Source organism: Achromobacter sp. (genome assembly GCF_032102605.1).
In the GTDB taxonomy this organism is placed as follows: Bacteria; Pseudomonadota; Gammaproteobacteria; order Burkholderiales; family Burkholderiaceae_B; genus Achromobacter.
On sequence record NZ_DAMDGT010000021.1, the window covers coordinates 29,934 to 48,537 of the forward strand.

Sequence of the window (18,604 nt, forward strand, 5' to 3'; positions counted from 1 at the left end):
TGCGGTTTTCGGACGGATGCCGGGCGCGCGCGCGGCAACACTGTTGCGCAATTGCACATGGCGCGGATCGTCGTTGATTCTTCCCGGACGGCTCTTTAGAGTGCGTCATGTCCGCTGCGCTTGGGATGTGCCGGTGTGATCGGCGCGGCGCGTCGGCGGACGTCTTGAGGAAGTCATGAGCAGTGTGTTTTTGCGTTCGGCAGGCGTTGCCTGCGCCATCCTGATCCTGGCCGGCTGCGCCGCCCGGAAACCCGCCGCCATCACCGAAGGCAAGCCGGCCGAGGCCGCCAAGCCTGTGGCCTGCGAACCCGCCAAGGCTGGCGATCCTATGATCGGCACCTGGTTGTCCAACTCGCGCCCGAAAGACGTCGCAGGCGACATGCAGTCGCTGATCGTGCTGTCGGCGGATGGCACGATGTCCTACGAATCCCTGCTCAAGATCGGCCGCAAGACGCGTCCCGCCCTGCGCGAGACCGGTTGCTGGAGCGTGGCGGACGGCATCTACACGATGCGGACCACCCAATCGGCTGGCGAACCCGTGGACGCCAACGATCCGATCTACCTGAACCGCTACCGCGTCGAGAAAGTCGACAAGACCAAGTTCGCACTGCGCGAGCTTAAGACCGGCGGCATGCAGCTGACCGCTCGCCGCATGCCCACGGGCTACCGCCTGGCCTACTGACCGTTGCGCCGGGCGGACACTTCGCCCGGCGGCTTCACCAAGATGGACGGGCTGCGGTAAGGTGCGGGCTTCGACTTACGCCCCGCCGCCGGTTTCCCATGCCCGCCATGTCCTCCGAAGCACGCGCGATCGCGCTGCTTGCTCTGGCCGCCTTCGTCAGCGCCAGCGCTTTCCGTATCTGTGATCCCATGCTGCCGCAACTGGCGGCGGAATTCGGCACCACTACCGGTCAGGCCGCGCGGGCAGTCACGGCGTTTGCCGTGGCGTATGGCGTGCTGCAGATGTTCTTCGGTCCGGTGGGCGACCGCTATGGCAAATACCGGGTCGTCAGCGTCGCCACCGTGGCGTGCGCGTTGGGCAGCGCCGGCGCGGTCATGGCCGAATCGCTGGACGTGCTGGTGCTCTGCCGCGCGTTGTCGGGGGCGGCGGGGGCAGGCATCGTTCCGTTGTCCATGGCCTGGATCGGGGACAACGTGCCCTACGAGCGGCGCCAGGCGACGCTGGCGCGCTTCCTGACCGGCACCATCCTCGGCATGTCGGCGGGCCAACTGGCCGGCGGCCTGTTCGCGGACACGGTCGGCTGGCGCTGGGCCTTCGCCGCGCTCGTGGCCGGTTACCTCATCGTCGGCGTGCTGCTGCATCTGGAAGTGCGGCGCCAGCGGGCGACCGGCTTCGCCCAGGTCGATCCCAACGCCGCCCGGCAGGGCTTTATCTCGCAGGCGCGGCTGGTGCTGGGCACGCGATGGGCGAGGGTGGTGCTGGCCACCGTGTTCGTCGAAGGGCTGCTGGTGTTCGGCGCCCTGGCCTTTGCGCCGTCCTATCTGCATGAACGCTTCGACATTTCGTTGACCGCCGCCGGGGCGCTGGTGGCCGTGTATGCCGTGGGCGGACTGATCTACACCGTGGTTGCCGGGCGCATCCTCAAGCGGCTGGGCGAGCGCGGCCTGGCCGTTGCGGGCGGACTGGTGCTGGGCGTGGCGTTCCTGTCGTACCTGCTGGGCCCGGTCTGGATGTGGAGCCTGCTGGCCAGCGTGCTGGCGGGATTCGGCTATTACCTGCTGCACGCGACGCTGCAGACCAATGCCACGCAGATGGTGCCGTCGGCGCGGGGCACGGCGGTGGCGTGGTTCGCGTCCTGCCTGTTCATGGGGCAGGCGGCGGGCGTGGCGCTCGCGGGGGCGGTGGTGGACGAGATTGGCGCGGCGGCGCTGTTCGGCGGGTCAGCCGTGCTGTTGCCGCTGCTGGGCGCCTTCTTCGCCAGGGCGCTGAAGGCGCGGGCCGCGATACAGCAGGGCTGAGCGGCGGGTGTCGATGAGCGGTATCTGACACCCGTCCCGATTACAGCGCAGCCAGGCGCTTGAGCACGGTTTCCTTGCCCAGCAGCGCCAGCACGGCGTCCACGGCGGGCGTCTGGGTCTGGCCGGTGACGGCCACGCGCAGCGGGATGGCCAGTTGCGGCATCTTGATGCCACGGTCTGCAAGCACGGCCTTGATCAGGGCCGACAGCGCTTCGCGGGTCCAGTCGGTGTCCTGGGCGCGCTGCGCAAAGTCGGCCAGCGCTTCGCGGGCGGGCGCGGTCAGGTGCTGTTCGGCCAGATCGGCCGGCGCGCCCTTGAATTCGCCGCAGAAAAGCATGGCGCCTTCCGCCAGTTGCTCCAGGGTTTCCGCGCGGTCTTTCAAAAGGCCCATGACGCCCGGCAGATCGATTTTCTCGGGATGGCCGCCGCGCGCGGCCACGCGGGTAGCGACGCGCTCGGCCAGCTCGGCATTGTCCATCTGCTTGATGTAGTGCGCGTTGACCCAGTTCAGCTTCTTGGGATCCCATTGCGAAGCCGACTTGGACAGGTGCTTGGTGTCGAACCACGACACCAGCTGATCGCGCGAGAAGAGCTCGTCGTCGCCGTGGCTCCAGCCCAGACGGGCCAGGTAGTTGATCATGGCCTCGGGCAGGTAGCCCTCGTTGTCGTACTCCATGACGTTGACCGCGCCATGGCGCTTGGACAGCTTTTCGCCATCCGGACCCAGGATCATGGGCACGTGGCCGTATTCCGGCAGCGTGGCGCCCAGCGCGCGCAGGATGTTGATCTGGCGGGGCGTGTTGTTGACGTGGTCGTCGCCGCGCAGCACGTGGGTGATGCCCATGTCCCAGTCGTCGACCACGACGCAGAAGTTGTAGGTGGGCGTGCCGTCGGGACGCGCGATGATCAGGTCGTCCAGTTCGGTGTTGTCGAAGCTGATCGTGCCCTTGACCATGTCGTTCCAGGCCGTGGCGCCGTCCTGGGGGTTCTTGAACCGCACGACGGGCTTGCGGCCTTCGGGGATGGCCGGCAGCGTCTTGCCGGGCTCGGGGCGCCAGGTGCCGTCATAGCGCGGCTTGTCGCCGCGAGCGCGGGCAGCCTCGCGCATGGCCTCGACTTCCTCGGGCGAGCTGTAGCAGTGATACGCGGTGCCGGCGGCCAGCATCTGCGCCACGACTTCGCGGTACCGATCCATGCGCTGCATCTGGTAGAAGGGGCCTTCATCGGGCTGCATGCCCAGCCAGTCCATGCTGTCCAGGATGGCCTGAACCGCTTCCGGCGTGGAGCGCTCGACGTCCGTGTCTTCGATGCGCAACACGAAGGTGCCCTTGTGGTGGCGCGCGAAGGCCCAGGAGAACAGCGCGGTGCGCGCGCCGCCCAGGTGCAGGAAACCCGTGGGCGAAGGAGCGAAACGGGTACGAATGGGAGTAGAGGCGTTGGAAGTCATAGATGGCAATGTTAGCGGCTGGGGCGCCACAAAACGGCGTCGGGCAATGTCCTCATCAAGCGGACAGCGGGCTTGTCTTGATACGATGAACGCTATTTTAGATTAGTGTGAACAGGCCCTGGCCCGCCCTCCCTATGCTGCGACACGCTCTTGCGCCCATGTTCGAACCCGGTTCGCTGGTGATCGTGGCCGACCGGCCCCTGCCCGCGGCCGGCTCCCTGTCTCCCGCGCTCAAGGCCAGGACCACGGTCGTCGCCGTCGAACCCGGCGCCGCGCCCGACCTGCCGGCCAGTCTGCAAGGCCTGGCGGCGGGCGAGCGTCCCGATCTGGCCCTGGTTTGTGTGTCGCCCGCCGTGCTGCCCGAAACCCTGCGCAGGCTGTCGCCGCTGTCTCCGCGCGCGGTGATCCTCCTGCCGCATGAATTGCCCGATCCCTACCCGCGCGGCACGCTGGCGCTGTGCCGCGCCTGGGCCGAGGAAAACCGGTGCGAGCTGCTGGGCCCGCGGTCTTTCGGTGCGCAGCGGCCCCATGCCGGCTTCAACTTCAGCCAGCACCCCGTGCTGGCGCGCGCGGGCCGAGTGGCGCTGGTGGCGCAGTCGCGCTCCATCATGGCCGCGGTCATGGATTGGGCCGAAGACGTGCATATCGGCTTTTCGACCGCGGTGTCGCTGGGCGACGAGGCCGTCGTGGGCCTGCCCAAGCTGCTGGACTACCTGGCCAGCGATCCCCGCACGGACAGCATCGTCCTGTACCTCGAAGACGTCGGGCCTGCTCGCGAATTCATGAGCACGCTGCGGGCCGCGGCCAGCGTCAAGCCGGTCATCGTGCTCAAGGCTGGCCGTTCCGATGCCGACAGCAGCGACGCCGTCTTCGATGCGGCCTTGCGACGCGCCGGGGCCGTCCGAGTGCGCTATTTCGTGCAGTTGTTCTCTGCCGTGAAGGTGCTGGGCTACACGCGGCGCCCCAAGGGCCGCCGCGTGGCGCTGATCTCCAACGGCAGCGGTCCTCCGCAACTGGCCATGGACCTCATCGGCCCCGATGCCGCCGTCCTGCGCGCCGACCTGGCTCCCACCACGCAGCGTGCGCTGGTCGACATGCTGGAGCCCGACGCCGACACGGCCAATCCCGTCATCACCTATCTGCCGATGACGCCCGAACGCATTCGCGCCATCCTGGAATCCGTGCTGGACGACCCCGGCGTGGACGGCGTGCTGGTGCTGCTGGCGCCCGACGCGCTGGCCGACATGCCGGCGGTCGCGCGCGAGCTCGCGCAGATCGCCCCGTCCGCCAAGAAGCCCGTGGTGTCCTGTTTCATGGGCGACGCGGGCATGCGGCCGCTGCGTCGCATGCTGGACGACGCGGGCACGTCGGCGTTCCGCACCCCGGAATCCGCCGCCGACGCCTTCGGCGTGCTGGCGTCCCACCACTACAACCAGCAGTTGCTGCTGCAGACACAGCCGCCCGAGCCCGCCAGCCATGTGCCCGACCTGGCCGCCGCGCGCGAGATCGTCGCGCGCGTGCGGGCAGAGTGCCGGCGCGAATTGAACACGTCGGAAATCCGCTCGCTGCTGGCCTTGTTCTATGTGCCGCTTAGCGACATGCCGGCGGACGCGGCGCCCGCCGAGGCCGAATCCCGCCCGATGGCCATTCGCGTGCGGCGCGATCCGCAGTTCGGCCCGGTCATCCGCTTCGGCGCGGGTGGCCCTGACGCGGTGCTGCCGATCGCGGAGCGCGGCATGGACCTGCCGCCGCTCAATGGTTACCTGGCGCGGCAACTGATCGAACGCAGTCGACTGTGGCGCCGCGTGCTGGCGCCACGGGTTGGCCACATGGCGGCCGAGGCGCTGCAGCAGGCGCTGGTGCTGGTATCCGAACTGGTGTCGGAACTGCCAGATATCGAATCGCTGGACATCGATCCGCTCTACGCGGGCGAAACCCGCCTTCGCGCGGACGGCCTGCGCATGACGCTGACCGAGAGGCCCGGGTGCGAATCGCCACAGACTGCCGGCTATCCGCACATGGCGATCCACCCGTATCCGGCGCGCCTGGTGCAGGTGCGGCGCTTCGACGACGGCATTCCCTGGGTGTTGCGGCCCATCCGCCCCGAAGACGGCGAGGCCCTGCAAGAGTTCATCCGCGGCCTGTCCGAGCGGTCCCGCTACATGCGTTTCGTGTCCATGATGCGCGAGCTCACCCCGCGCATGGTGTCCCGCTACACGCAAGTGGATTACCACCGAGAGCTCGCCCTCGTGGCGGCCACGCAGGTGCCCAACCCGGCCAATCGCGGCCATCCGCACGAAGTGCTGGTGGGGTTCGCGCACTACCTGCGCAATCCCGACGGCCGGGGCGCGGAATACGCGCTCGTCATCGGGGACGACTGGCAGCGGCGCGGACTGGGGCGACAGCTCATGTCGGCGCTGATCGACGCTGCGCGCGAGCAGGGGCTGGAATACATCGATGGCCTGGTGCTGTCGACCAACCGGCCCATGCTGGCGCTGATGACAAGCCTGGGCTTCACCAACGACGCGGATCCCGAGGATCCGACGATGCGCCGGGTCTGGCTGAACCTGTCGTGACCGCGGCGCGCCAACCCGTTCAGGCTGGCGCTCGGGCGTTCAGGCAGGCGGCCCGTTGACCGCCGTCAGGCTGTCTTGCGGGACGGCTGCGCGGGCTTGAGCCGCGCGGCCACCTCGTCCACGGACAGTACGTCGCCGAAGAACAGCATCCATCCGTGCAAGGCGTTCTCGTGCTCGGCGGGCGTGACGGCGGCCAGCGCGTCGTCCACCATGATGGTGCGGAAATCCCGCATCATCGCGTCGCGCGCCGTCGACTCGCAGCACACGTTGGTGACCGTCCCGGTAATCAGCAGCGTGTCCACGCCCAGTCCGCGCAGCAGCGGCTCCAGCTCGGACGAGCCGGGCGCCATCGCGCTGTAGTACCGCTTGACCACGCGCAGATCGGTGGATCGGGCGCACAGATCCGGATGCAGCTCGAAGCCGGGTGAATCGCGGCGCAGCGTTTCCAGGCGGCGGGCGCTGCGCTCCGGCGTCAGCATGACCCCGTGGTGATGCGACCAGAACACGTCGGCGTTGTCGGACGCCGTCTGCACCCACACGACGACACCGCCGGCGTCGCGCACGGCGGCGCACAGCCGGTTGATCGGTTCGATGATCTCGCGCGCGGGCGCGCATTCGCCCTGGTAGCCGGGCAGCGTGAAATACTGCTGCATGTCGATCACGACCACCGCGGTGCGCGAGGCGGGTAGTTCGTCATAAGGATGCAGGCAGCCCTGGCGGGCCACGACGCGGTCCTTCACCCATTGCGGGAATTCCATGCTGCCTCCTTATCCGTAGCGCCGCGCCACGGCGGCCTCGATGCGGTAGATGATCAGGTACATGACGCTGGAGATCAGCGCCAGCATCGCGATGGCGGTCATGACAATGTTCAGCTTGAAGACCTGGCTGCCGTTCATGATGAGAAATCCCAGTCCCGAGTCCGCCGACTGGAATTCGCCCACGATGACGCCGACGAGCGCCAGGCCGATATTCATCTTCACTGCGGCGATCAGCGTGGGCACGCTGCCCGGAAGGACGACCTTCACCAGCACCTGCCAGCGGCTGGCACCGAAGGTGTGGGCAAGCTTCACCTTGTTCAGGTCGATGCCGCGAAATCCTGCGTAGACCACCATGATGGTGACGAACACCGCGATCGCCACGGCCATGCCGTACACCGCGTAGTCCGAGCCCAGCCACAGGTAGAAAATCGGCACGAACGCAATCTTGGGCATGGCGTTGGCCACCACCAGGAAGGGATCCAACACCTTGTAAAGAAAATCGGACCACCAAAGCGCCGCCGCCACCGCGATCCCTATCGCCATGCTGAGCACAAAGCCCACCAGCGTGGCGGACAACGTCGTCATGATGTGCTTGCCCAGGCTGCCGTGGTTCCACAGTTCGATGAAGGTGGGCCATAGCGCGCTGGGATAGCTGGTAAGTAGCGGATTCAGGATGTGCATGCGCGGCAGGATCTCCCAGGCGCACAGGAAGACCGCCAGCAGCAACCCCTGAGCCACCCGGATGTTGCGGCGACGCGCGCGGTCGCGGCGCAGGTAGTTGAGGTACTTTTCGCTGGGCCCGGGAACGGCGCGCAGCGGAACGGTATTGGCAATCGGCGCGTTCATGGCTCAGCCCTCCACGTGGACGTCCAGCTCGTCCCACAGCTGTTTGAAATAGGTGTTGAATTCCGGCCGCGAGCGCGCCTGGAAAGGCGTTGGCCGAACCTGCCCGTCGCCGTAATGGATGCGGTACTGGCTCTTCAGCCGTCCCGGCCGGCGCGACAGCACGATCACTCGGTCGGTCATGGCGATGGCCTCGCCGATGTCGTGAGTGACCAGCACCACCGTCTTGCCCTCGCGGCGCAGGATGTCCACGACCTCGTCGGAAATCGCCAGCCGCGTCTGCGAGTCCAGCGCTGAAAACGGCTCGTCCAGCAGGATCACGTCAGGTTCGGTCACCAGCGTGCGCGCCAGCGCCGCGCGCTGCCGCATGCCGCCGGAAAGCTGGCGCGGCGTGTGCGTCAGGAACGCGCCCAGCCCGCACTTCTCCAGCAGGTGCACGGCGCGGGCCTCGCTGCGCGCATCGCGCCGGCCCTGGATCTCCGCGCCCAGCATCACGTTGTCCAGGATGGTGCGCCACTCGAACAGGTAGTCCTGCTGCAGCATGTAGCCGATCCGCGGGTTGGGCTTGGTCACGGCCTGGCCGTCGACCAGCACTGCGCCCGACGTCGGCGGAATCAGGCCGGCGATCAGCGAGAGCAGGGTGCTCTTGCCACAGCCGCTCTGTCCGATCAGGCTGACGAATTCGCCCGGGGCCAGGCTGAACGACACGTTCGACAATGCCTCGGTCTCGCCTTCGGGCGTGAAGTACGACAGACAGACTTCCCGCAGTTCGATCTTGGCCGTGGCCGCCGCCGGCTTCAGATTGTGGATGGCGGCCCCCATCATTGGGCCTTCTTGGCGAAGTCGGTGATCACGACGTCCTCGTATTTCACGCGGGCGCTGTCCTTCATGACCGCGCTGGCGACAAGCATGTCCTGCAGCTGCGTCATGGCCTGCGCCGTCACCAGGGGCGTGGTCTTCCAGATCTGGTACTGCTTGTAGCGCTCGATGGCCTCGGTCACCGCGGTCTGGTCCATGCCGGGGAAGAAGGTCATGATCTGCGGGGCCAGCGTTGCGGCCGGCGTGTCCTTCACGTATTTCTCGGCGCGCGCGACCACGTCGGTCCACGCCTGGATGACCTTGGGGTTGTCGCGGATGTATTTGTCGGTGGCGGTGAAGACCGTGTAGTCCACCTGCCCGACTTCATGGCCCACAGAGGCGACGATGTGCCCCTTGCCGTTGCGCACCAGCTCGCCCGCCTCAGGCTCCAGGAAGATGCCGTACTCGCCCTGGCCGGCCATCCATGCGCCGGCGCGCGCCGGAATCCCGATGTTGTTCAGCAGTTTCACGTCCTTTTGCGGATCCAGGCCATGCTTGCGCAGCGCCGTTTCCAGGAACACGATCGGGTTCGAGCCCGGTCGAAAGCCGATGACCTCCTTGCCCTTCAGCATGGACCAGTCGAATTTGTCGACCGGCTTGCGCGCCAGCAGGAAGAACCCGTCGGTGGCAGTCAGCCCGGCGAAGATCTTCGGCTTGACGGGGGATTCGCTGTTCTGCACATAGATCGACGCCTCGGGCCCGATCAGCACGATGTCGGCGCTGCCGGACAGCAGCGCGGTCATTCCCTTGTCCGTGCCTTGCGAGGTCTTCATGGACACGTCCAGGCCGGCGTCCTTGAAATAGCCCTGCGACAGGGCAACGTACTTGGGCACGTACAGGATGGAGCGCACCACCTCTTCGTAGCGGACCTTCACGGGGGGATTCAGGGCTTCGGCCTGGGCGGCCAGAGGGGCAAGCAGCGCGAGCAGCGCCACGCCCGCCACGCGGGGCAAGGGCAAGGTTTTCACGGGACTTTCTCCTGCGTCTTGATTGCCGCACCGACATCCGGCGCGACACGGCCAATGGGATGGATCGACTACAACAACAGGGAAGCCCGAACTGGGTTGCGCGGGCCGGTAAGGCTTGGATCGAATACTATATTCAAGACAAACAGGCGACAAGCATTTTGCGATTGGCGTTTTTCTCTATGGACGCGCGCGATCGAAGCCCCGACAATTCGAGGCTGGAATACCAGTTGGTATACAAAATGGTTTTTGAGCCGTCGTGAAAGGCTCATCCATCGTAGGCGCGCAGGCCTTGCGCGCCCATCGGCCAGGAACACGGGCCGCGCCTTGCGCGCCGCCCGTCATCGTCCCTAGGCCGCAGGCCGTCCTAGACCAGGACTTCGTTCAGGAACGCTGAAATATCCGACACTTCTTCGGCGCACACCGAATGGGGCATCGGATACGTGCGCCAGCGCACGTCGTAACCCAGGCGCTTCAGTTCGGCCAGCGACGCTTCGGCGCGAGCCAGAGACACCACCGGGTCGTACTGGCCGTGCGCCATGAAGATCGGCGTGGCGTTGTTGGCGTGGTTGCGCTCGGCTTCGGCGGTATCCACCAGCGGCAGGTAACCCGACAGCGCCATCATGCCCGCCAGCTTTTCGGGAAGGCGCAGCCCGGTGTGCAGAGTCATGGCGCTGCCCTGCGAAAACCCGGCCAGCACGATGTTCGACGTGGGAATGCCGCGTGCGTTCTCGCGCGCGATCAACTGGTGGATGGCGGCTTCCGAGGCGCGGATGCCGCGGCCGTCTTCGACGCGCACCAGGTCCATCACCAGGATGTCGTACCAGGACCGCATCGCCATGCCGTTGTTGATGGTGACCCGCTGCACCGGGGCGTTCGGGAATACGAAGCGCACGCCGCGGCCGGCCGGCAGACGCAGTTCCGGCACGATCGGCGCGAAATCATTGCCGTCGGCGCCCAGGCCATGCAGCCAGATCACGGCGTGCGTGGGATTGGGGGCGGTCTCGATCTCGATGCAGTCGAGCAGGTCGGTGGGTGCGTTCATGGGCGGCCGGGAATCAGAGGGTGAGGGTCTTCAAGGCCTGGAACAGCGCGCGGTAGTGCTTCTTCTGCGGCTCCTGGCCTTGCAGCAGCGAGGCGTTGGCGAGCTTTTCCTTGCGGGCGGCCCGGATCAACGTGCGCAATTGCTGCACGTCGGCCTGCGGATTGTTGTTCAAGAGGCGCGTGAAGGCGTCGTCGTCCTCCAGCAGGCGGTCGCGCAGCGCCTCCAGCCGGTGCATGGCGGCGGTTTCCTCGCGCGAGCCGTTCTCCCAGACATCGAGCTGCTTGCGGATGTCGTCGGCGGGCGCGTCGCGCATCAGCTTGCCCACGAAATGGACCTGGCGCCGCAGGCCTTCGCGGCCAGTGGTGCGCTGAGCCATGCGGATGGCTTCGTAGAGGCGCTCTTCGAGCGGCAGTTGCTTCAGGCGGTCGGGCGACAGCGCGATCAATTGCTTGCCCAGGTCCAGCAGGGCGTGCATTTCACGCTTGACCTGGGACTTGCTTGGACGGTCGTAGCCGTTCTCGTCGTAACCGTCGTCGACGGAATCTTCTTCGGGATGGGAATTCATGGAAAACTGCGCAATGACAGACTTGGCTATGATAACCGTCTCTGCAAATTGGACTGCAATGGTTAAAACCTCCTCATCCTTGCCGCTGGCGGCGAATCACGCGCGTTTTTCCGAACTCGTCGAACAAACCCTGGCCTACGCGCGCCAGATCGGCGCTTCCGACGCTGCCGCGGAAGTCTCGGAAAGCCTGGGACTTTCTGTCTCCGTACGCAAGAACGACATCGAAACCGTTGAGCAGACGCGCGACCGTTCGCTGGACCTGACGGTCTACGCCGGCCAAAGCCGCGGCTCCGCATCGACGTCCGACTTTTCCGAGGCCGCGCTCCGCCAGACGGTCGAGGCCGCCTGGCACATCGCCCGCCACACCGCCGCCGACCCGGCCGCCGGCCTGCCCGATGCGGATCAGCTGGCCACGGAATTCCCGGACCTGGACCTGCACCGCGCCTGGACCGTGTCCACCGAAGAAGCCGCGGAACTCGCGCTGCGCGCCGAACGCGCCGCCCGCGAGGTCGATTCCCGCATCACCAACACCGACGGCGCCACCGTGGGCACCTACGAAGGCCAGTTCGTGATGGGCAACACGCGCGGCTTCCTGGGCGGCTATCCCTATTCGCGGCACAGCCTGTCCGTGGCTCCCATCGCGGGCCGCGGAAACGGCATGCAGCGCGACTACTGGTACACCTCCGAGCGCGATCCGGCCAAGCTGGCGTCGCCCGAGGCCATCGGCCGCTATGCCGCCGAGCGCACGCTGTCGCGTCTGTCGGCCCGCCGCGTGCGCACCGGCAAGTTCCCGGTCCTGTTCGAGGCGCCGCTGGCGCTGGGTCTGGTCGGCGCGCTGACGCAGGCCGTCAACGGCGGCGCGCTGTATCGCAAGGCCAGCTTCCTCGTCGACTCCCTGGGCAAACCGATCTTCCCCAAGCACATCAACCTGGTCGAAGATCCCCACATCCGGGGCGCCATGGGCAGCTCGCCGTTCGACGACGAAGGCGTGCGCACGCGCCGCCGCAATGTCGTGTCGGCCGGCGTCCTGGAAGGCTATTTCCTGTCGTCCTACACCGCGCGCAAGCTCGGCATGGCCACCACCGGCAATGCCGGCGGCTCGCACAACTTGGTCTTCAGCTCCACGCAGACGCGCCGTGGCGACGACTTCGAAGCCATGCTCAAGAAGCTGGGCACCGGCTTTCTCGTCACCGAGCTGATCGGGCAGGGCGTCAACTACGTCACGGGCGATTACTCGCGAGGCGCGTTCGGCTACTGGGTGGAAAACGGCCAGATCCAGCACGCGGTGCAGGAAGTCACCATTGCCGGCAACCTGGCCGACATGTTCCAGCAGATCGTCGCGATCGGCGCCGACACCATCTCGCGCGGCACCAAGACCACCGGCTCGATCCTCATCGAGCAGATGGCCATCGCCGGGACGTGATCCCGCACGCTGGCGGGGCGCGCCGCGCCCGCCAGCCTCTTTGCAATCCCTTACCTGCTCGGGGAATTCCTCTAGCCGTTCCCGCGCCTGCCAGCGTGTAATATCCGGCGGGTATTGCTCGAAGTCCCGGGTGTTGCTGTAAAGGAGCAAAGAGATGCAACGACGTTCATTCTTGAAGCGCGCCAGTCTGGGCGCTGTCGCAGGAGCCGCCGTGAGCACGCCCGCGTTCGCGCAGGACATGCCGTCGGTAAGCTGGCGCCTTTCCTCCGGGTTTCCCAGCGCCCTGGACCTGCGCGTCGGCGCGGCCGAGAACTTCTGCAAGTTCGTGTCCGAGTCCACGGGCGGCAAGTTCAATATCCGGCACTTCCCGGACGGCGAGATCGTCGCGGCCGCTGACCTGATGGAAGCCGTCTCCACCAAGAAGGTGGAATGCGGCCATGTGTCGTCGCGACTCTATTACGCCAAGAATCCCGCATTCTGCTTTGACGCCGCCGTGCCTTTCGGACTGAACGCGCGGCAGATGAACGCCTGGATGAGCGAGGGCGAGGGCTTGCGCCTGACCCGTGAACTCTTCAAGCCGGAAAAGATCATCAACTTTCCGCTGGGCAACACCGGCGCCCAGATGGGCGGCTGGCACGTCAAAGAGATCAAGCGACCCGGCGACCTCAAAGACCTGAAGATGCGCGTGGGCGGCCTGGCCGGCGATGTCCTGGCAAAGCTCGGCGTTGCGCCGCAGCAGGCCGACATGGCCAAGCTGGCCGAAGCGTTCGAAAAGGACGGCTTGCAGGCCGTCGCGGGTGCGGGCGCCTACGACGACGCCAAGCTTGGCTTGAATAAGGTAGCTAAGTATTACTACGCACCCGGCTGGTGGGCCGGCGGCGAGCAGCTGTCGCTCTATATCAACGACGAGGCCTGGAGCAAGCTGCCCAAGAATTACCAGGCGGTGTTGCAGGCCGCGGCCATGGCCGCGCACGCGGCGACGACAGCCCGCTACGACGCCCAGAACCCGCAGGCGCTGACCCAACTGACGTCGAACGGCGCGCAAGTGCGTGCATTTCCCCGTTCGATCATGGACGCGGCATTCGAGGCGTCGCAGCAGGTCTACAAGGACTTGGGCGCCAAAGACCCCCGATTCAAGGCATTGCACGATAGTTACATGGGCTTTCGCGACAGTGAGATGCCTTGGTTTCGCCTGACTGAAAGCGCCTACGGCCAGTATCTGGGCGTGGCGCTGTCCGCCAGGAGTTAGGAGGAAGCCGATGCCGAATGGCATTCGGTGGGAAGTAGGGTTTTTGCTAGTAACCACACGTTTTTTACAAAAAAATGGGCGGTTTTGAGGCTTTTGTTGAACGGCATTCGAGTTTCGGCCTGATACAAAGGAGTAATATCCCGGGTCTTGACGCGCAAACGTGCGGCCTTTAGGCGGCATTCGACGTCAATCCGGCAGGATTACATCAGCCCGGATTACCAATATTCCGAGACAGACTTTAAGGTGGTAACAACCATGCAATCCAAGACCAAAAAGTTGCTGGCCGCGCTGATCGCTGCTGGCGTCGTTCCCGCTGCCCATGCAGCAGACATCAAGCTGGGCGTGGCGGAAGCCCTGTCCGGCGGCGCTGCCCAGTACGGCGTGTCCATCCGCAACGGCTTCCAGCTGGCTGCCGATGAAATCAACGCGGCGGGCGGCATCAACGGCAACAAGATCGTGCTGGTGGTCGAGGACGAACAAGGCAAGAAAGAAGAAGCCATCAACGTCTTCAAGAAGCTGATCTTCAAGGACAACGTCCTGATGGTCTTCGGCCCCACGCTGTCGAACTCGGCCCAGGCCGCCGACCCGATCGCGCAAGCCGCCAAGACGGTCGCCTTCGGCACCTCCAACACCGCTGACGGCATCACCTCCATCGGCAACTACGTGTTCCGCAACTCGGTCACCGAAGCGGACGTGCTGCCCGCCACCATCTCCACCGTCAAGGCCAAGACCGGCCTGAAGAACGTGGCGGTGCTCTACGGTAACGACGACGTCTTCACCAAGAGCGGCTACGACAACTTCAAGAAGGCCCTGGAAGACCAGAAGATCCCGGTCACCACGACCGAAACGTTCGCCAAGGGCGACGTGGACTTCAAGGCCCAGCTGACCAAGATCAAGGGCACCAACCCCGACGCCATCGTGCTGTCGGCGCTGCTGGCCGAAGGCGGCCCGATCATGGTTCAGGCTCGCCAACTGGGCCTGAACGTGCCCGTCATCGGCGGCAACGGCATGAACTCGGTCAAGATTTTCGACCTGGCTCCTGGCGGCGCGTCGAACAACCTGTGGATCGGCAGCCCGTGGTCGATCGAAAACAAGGCCCCGGAAAACGTCAAGTTCATTGACGCCTACAAGGCCAAGTTCACCAATGCCCCCGACCAGTTCGCGGCGCAGTCGTACGACGCCATGTACATCGTCGCCCAGGCGCTGAAGAACACCAAGATCACCGGTGAACTGGCCAAGGATCGCGCCGCTCTGCGCGATGCCCTGCCGGCCGTGACCTGGTCCGGCGCCACCGGCCCGTTCAAGTTCCGCCAAGCCAACGACCGCGCCGGCAAGCCCGCCGGCTACGATGCCGACCAGGCGCCGATCGTCAGCGTCACGAAGGACGGCAAGTACGTCATCGAGAAGTAAGCGGTACGCATCCCCGCGCGGGGGGATGCGCCTTGCGGACAGCCTCCCGGCCGGCCGCAAGGCGCTTTTTATCGCAGGGCCGATTCAAGCAGAAAGCTTCTCAGAAAGCAGACAAGACCTCGTTGTGGGCACGGCGAGGCGGCCCTATCAGATCTGGAAAGTCCCATCATGTTCGAACAACAATTCGTCAATGCCTTGTCGCTGGGCTGTGTGTATGCACTGTTCGCGCTGGGCTTCACGCTGATCTTCGGCGTGCTCGGGGTGATCAACCTGGCGCATGGCGCCGTCTTCATGGTTGGCGCCTACGCGGCACTGTTCGTGGTCCAGCAATTCAGCCTGCCCCTGTGGGCGGCGCTGATGGTCGCGTTCTTCGTCGCCGGCTTTACCGGGGTCATCATCGACTACCTGGTGCTCAAGCCGCTGCGCAAGCGCAACGCGCCCCACCTGATCCCCATGATCGCCACCATCGGCGTGGGCATCATCCTGAATAACGGCGCTCAAAGCATCTTTGGCGCCAGCAACCTGCGCTTCCCGCACGGCACCGTGCCCGAGGAAGTCATCGAGATCGCCGGCCTGCACCTGACCGTCATCGAGCTGGGCATCATCTTCCTGTCGTTCGCGCTGATGGCCGTGCTCATGTACGTCATGCGCCGCACGCAGTTCGGCCGCGCGCTGCGCGCCATCGCCGAATCGCCCAAGGCGGCCTGGCTGCTGGGCATCAACGTCGAGAAGCTGTTCATCACCACCTCGTTTGCCGCCGCCGCTTTGGGCGGCGTGGCCGGCGTGCTGATCGGGCTGTACTCGAACGCGCTGTTCCCCCTGATGGGCCAGCCGATGCTGCACAAGGGCATCGCGGTCATCATCCTGGGCGGCATGGGAGACATCCGCGGCGCGATGCTGGGCGGCCTGTTCCTGGGCTTCGCCGAGGTGCTGTCCGTGGCGTATATCGGCTCCACCATGCGCGACGCGGTGGCTTTCGGCCTGCTGTTCCTGATCCTGCTGGTGCGTCCGCAAGGTCTGTTCGGCAAAGTGGTTCAACGCAAGGCTTAAGGTATGAGCGGATTCGAAAATTTCTGGGCCATCTACGGCAACGTGGTGCTGACGCTCGGCACCAATGCACTGCTGGCTCTCTCCATCTGGCTGACGCTGGCCTGCGGCATGCTGGCCATGGCCAACGCGGCTTTCATGGGCATCGGGGCGTACACCGCCGCGCTGCTCACCATGAACTACGACGCGCCGTTCACGGTCGCGCTGGCTGGCGGCATGGCCGCGCCCGCGCTGGTTGCTGCGCTGATCGGCCTGCCGACGCTGCGGCTGTCGGGGGTCTATCTGGCGATGGCCACCCTGGGCTTCGGCGAAGTGGTCCGCGTGACCATCCTGAACACCGAGTCCCTCACCGGCGGCGCGCTGGGCCTTAACGGCATCCCGCAGCTGACGCAGTGGTGGCACGTGGTCCTGGCCGTCGTCATCGTGCTGTTCGTCCTGTGGCGCGTGCGCGCTTCCAAGATCGGCCGCTCGTTCGACGCGATCCGAGGCGACGAAACGGCTGCCGGCCTGATGGGCATCGACGTGCGCGCCAACAAGATGCTGGCGTTCGTGGCGGGCGCCATGATCGCCGGCCTGGCCGGCGCCTTGAACGCCCACCTGACGTTCTTCATCGGTCCCAACGAATACGGTTTCGACCGCGGCGTTGAAATCCTGACCATGGCCATCCTGGGCGGCATCGGCGGCCTGGCCGGTCCCGTGCTGGGCAGCTTCATCATCACGGTGCTGCCCGAATTGCTGCGTGGGTTTGCGGATCTGCGCCTGATTGCGAATGGAGTGATCCTGGTGGTGATTGTGTTGTTCCTGCCGCAAGGCATCTGGGATCCGGCGCGCTTCAAGCGCTGGATGCGTCAAGGCCGCCAGGGAGGGAAGCGTCATGCTTGAGCTGTCCTCCGTCTCCAAGAGCTTCGGCGGCCTGCACGTCCTGCATGACGTCAGCCTGTCCGTGCCCCAGGGCGCCATCTTTGGCCTCATCGGCCCCAACGGCGCCGGCAAGACCACGGTCTTCAACCTGATCACCGGCCTCTTGCCGCCCAGCGGCGGCACGATCACGTTCCAGGGCGAAAGCGTGCTGCGCAAGAAGCCGCACAGCATCACGCGCCTGGGCATCGCCCGCACGTTCCAGAACATCCGTCTCTTCAAAGAGATGACGCTGCTGGAAAACGTGGTCGTCGGCGCCTACCGCCACATGAACTACGGGTTCCCCAGCCTGCTGCTGGGCTTGCCCGGCTACCGCGAGCACGAACAGCGCGCCCGCGAGCGCGCACACGAACTGCTGACGTGGATGCGGCTGGACCACAAGGCCAACGACCTGGCTGACAACCTGTCCTATGGCGAGCAGCGCCGCCTGGAGCTGGCGCGCGCGCTGGCCACCGAGCCCAAGCTGCTGCTGCTGGACGAGCCCGTCGCCGGCATGAACACCGGCGAGCGCGCCGAACTCATGCGCGAGATCCTGGCGATCCGCGACCGCGGCTACACCATCCTCATGATCGAGCACGACATGCGCTTCGTGATGGGGCTGTGCGAACGCATCGCGGTGCTCAACTTCGGCAAGATCATCGCCTGCGGCGGTCCCGAAGAGATCCGCAACAACGAGCAGGTCATCGAGGCCTACCTGGGCCGCGAAGACGACGAAGACACCGAACAAGCGGGGGCCGCACAATGAGCGCCATGCTGGAAGTCCGCGGACTCGAGGTCAATTACGGTCACATCGAAGCCGTGCGCGGCATCGACCTGGACCTGAACGCCAACGAAATCACCGCACTGGTCGGCGCCAACGGAGCCGGCAAGTCCACCACGCTGCTGGCGCTGTCGGGCCTGCTGCCCAAGGCCCGCGGCCGCATCCTCTTCGAAGGCGAAGACGTCACCAACCTGGCGCCGAACCAACTGGTTGCCCGCGGCATCGTGCAGGTGCCGGAAGGGCGGGCCATCCTCACCACGATGACGGTGCTGGAAAACCTGGAGCTGGGCGCCTACCGCCGAGGCCTGAAGAACGTCGACTCCGACCTGGAATACGTGTTCAACCTGTTCCCGCGCCTGAAAGAGCGCATCAACGGCATGGCCGGCAACCTGTCCGGCGGCGAGCAGCAGATGCTGGCCATCGGCCGCGCCCTGATGGCCAAGCCGCGCCTGCTGCTGCTCGATGAGCCGTCGATGGGCCTGGCGCCCATCGTGGTGCAGGAAATCTTCCGCTCGCTGCGCGCCATCAACGCCGACGGCCTCACGCTGTTCCTGGTCGAACAGAACGTGCGGCAGGCGCTGAAGATCGCGCAACACGGCTACGTGCTGGAAAACGGCGCCATGGCGCTGACCGGTTCCGGCCGTGAGCTGCTGGGCCACCCGCGTGTCCTGGAAGCCTATCTGGGCGCGTGATCGGGCAGGGGCGCGATGCGTCCCTGTTGAAATGTGCGCGGCCGCCCTTTCTTGAAGGGGGCCGCAAA

17 protein-coding genes are annotated in these 18,604 nt (G+C 65.9%); 10 read left to right on the forward strand and 7 right to left on the reverse strand.

Going from position 1 to position 18,604, the window contains the following annotated elements; genetic code table 11:
- Window positions 1-175 precede the first annotated feature (175 nt).
- Together RT614_RS27510 and RT614_RS27515 are read left to right on the forward strand one after the other, a co-directional pair.
- On the forward strand, window positions 176-682 hold the full coding sequence (locus RT614_RS27510) for a hypothetical protein (RefSeq protein ID WP_313625594.1): 507 nt from the start codon (window positions 176-178) through the stop codon (window positions 680-682).
- Window positions 683-780: 98 nt separating this feature from the next.
- Window positions 781-1,980, forward strand: a complete 1,200-nt coding sequence (locus tag RT614_RS27515; RefSeq protein WP_313625595.1) for an MFS transporter — start codon at window positions 781-783, stop codon at window positions 1,978-1,980.
- A 40-nt stretch (window positions 1,981-2,020) separates the two neighbouring features.
- On the opposite strand, the gene gltX is transcribed toward RT614_RS27515, so the two are convergent.
- Window positions 2,021-3,427 (reverse strand): glutamate--tRNA ligase, encoded by a 1,407-nt coding sequence (gene gltX / locus RT614_RS27520; protein WP_313625596.1) that lies wholly within the window; start codon window positions 3,425-3,427, stop codon window positions 2,021-2,023.
- A gap of 134 nt (window positions 3,428-3,561) precedes the next feature.
- Between gltX and RT614_RS27525 the strand changes: the two genes are divergently transcribed.
- Window positions 3,562-6,003, forward strand: coding sequence for a GNAT family N-acetyltransferase (locus RT614_RS27525; RefSeq protein WP_313625597.1), 2,442 nt, complete (start codon window positions 3,562-3,564; stop codon window positions 6,001-6,003).
- Window positions 6,004-6,068: 65 nt separating this feature from the next.
- Here the strand turns inward: RT614_RS27525 and RT614_RS27530 are convergent, their stop codons facing one another.
- The 6 genes from RT614_RS27530 to yjgA all read right to left on the reverse strand — a co-directional run bounded on the left by RT614_RS27530 (window position 6,069) and on the right by yjgA (window position 11,037).
- Window positions 6,069-6,761, reverse strand: a complete 693-nt coding sequence (locus RT614_RS27530) for an isochorismatase family cysteine hydrolase (protein ID WP_313625599.1) — start codon at window positions 6,759-6,761, stop codon at window positions 6,069-6,071.
- 9 nt (window positions 6,762-6,770) lie between these two features.
- Window positions 6,771-7,607, reverse strand: coding sequence for an ABC transporter permease (locus RT614_RS27535; protein WP_313625600.1), 837 nt, complete (start codon window positions 7,605-7,607; stop codon window positions 6,771-6,773).
- A gap of 3 nt (window positions 7,608-7,610) precedes the next feature.
- A complete protein-coding gene (locus RT614_RS27540) occupies window positions 7,611-8,426 on the reverse strand; it encodes an ABC transporter ATP-binding protein (RefSeq protein WP_313625634.1) in 816 nt (271 codons plus the stop codon).
- Window positions 8,426-9,430 carry an ABC transporter substrate-binding protein gene (locus tag RT614_RS27545; protein ID WP_313625601.1) on the reverse strand — a complete coding sequence of 335 codons (1,005 nt, stop codon included), beginning with the start codon at window positions 9,428-9,430 and terminating at the stop codon, window positions 8,426-8,428. The genes RT614_RS27540 and RT614_RS27545 overlap by 1 nt, the downstream gene beginning before the upstream one ends.
- 364 nt (window positions 9,431-9,794) lie before the next feature.
- Window positions 9,795-10,472: an alpha/beta hydrolase gene (locus tag RT614_RS27550; protein ID WP_313625602.1), complete on the reverse strand. Its 678-nt coding sequence runs from the start codon at window positions 10,470-10,472 to the stop codon at window positions 9,795-9,797.
- 13 nt (window positions 10,473-10,485) lie between these two features.
- Window positions 10,486-11,037: a ribosome biogenesis factor YjgA gene (gene yjgA, locus RT614_RS27555; protein WP_313625603.1), complete on the reverse strand. Its 552-nt coding sequence runs from the start codon at window positions 11,035-11,037 to the stop codon at window positions 10,486-10,488.
- A 58-nt stretch (window positions 11,038-11,095) separates the two neighbouring features.
- Here yjgA and pmbA point away from each other — a divergent pair, with 58 nt between their 5' ends.
- The 7 genes from pmbA to RT614_RS27590 all read left to right on the forward strand — a co-directional run bounded on the left by pmbA (window position 11,096) and on the right by RT614_RS27590 (window position 18,536).
- A complete protein-coding gene (gene pmbA, locus RT614_RS27560) occupies window positions 11,096-12,460 on the forward strand; it encodes a metalloprotease PmbA (RefSeq protein WP_313625604.1) in 1,365 nt (454 codons plus the stop codon).
- A gap of 154 nt (window positions 12,461-12,614) precedes the next feature.
- On the forward strand, window positions 12,615-13,709 hold the full coding sequence (locus RT614_RS27565; RefSeq protein ID WP_313625605.1) for an ABC transporter substrate-binding protein: 1,095 nt from the start codon (window positions 12,615-12,617) through the stop codon (window positions 13,707-13,709).
- A gap of 255 nt (window positions 13,710-13,964) precedes the next feature.
- The gene (locus RT614_RS27570) at window positions 13,965-15,119 is read left to right on the forward strand and encodes an ABC transporter substrate-binding protein (protein WP_313625606.1); all 1,155 of its coding nucleotides are present in this window, start codon (window positions 13,965-13,967) and stop codon (window positions 15,117-15,119) included.
- A gap of 168 nt (window positions 15,120-15,287) precedes the next feature.
- Complete coding sequence (locus RT614_RS27575) at window positions 15,288-16,169, forward strand: branched-chain amino acid ABC transporter permease (RefSeq protein WP_313625607.1); 882 nt, start codon at window positions 15,288-15,290, stop codon at window positions 16,167-16,169.
- A gap of 3 nt (window positions 16,170-16,172) precedes the next feature.
- Entirely contained in the window at window positions 16,173-17,048 is an 876-nt protein-coding gene (locus RT614_RS27580) for a branched-chain amino acid ABC transporter permease (RefSeq protein WP_313625608.1), read from the forward strand.
- The gene (locus RT614_RS27585; RefSeq protein WP_313625609.1) at window positions 17,041-17,829 is read left to right on the forward strand and encodes an ABC transporter ATP-binding protein; all 789 of its coding nucleotides are present in this window, start codon (window positions 17,041-17,043) and stop codon (window positions 17,827-17,829) included. The genes RT614_RS27580 and RT614_RS27585 overlap by 8 nt, the downstream gene beginning before the upstream one ends.
- Window positions 17,826-18,536 (forward strand): ABC transporter ATP-binding protein, encoded by a 711-nt coding sequence (locus RT614_RS27590; RefSeq protein WP_313625611.1) that lies wholly within the window; start codon window positions 17,826-17,828, stop codon window positions 18,534-18,536. Before RT614_RS27585 ends, RT614_RS27590 begins: the two co-directional genes overlap by 4 nt.
- Window positions 18,537-18,604: the final 68 nt, after the last annotated feature.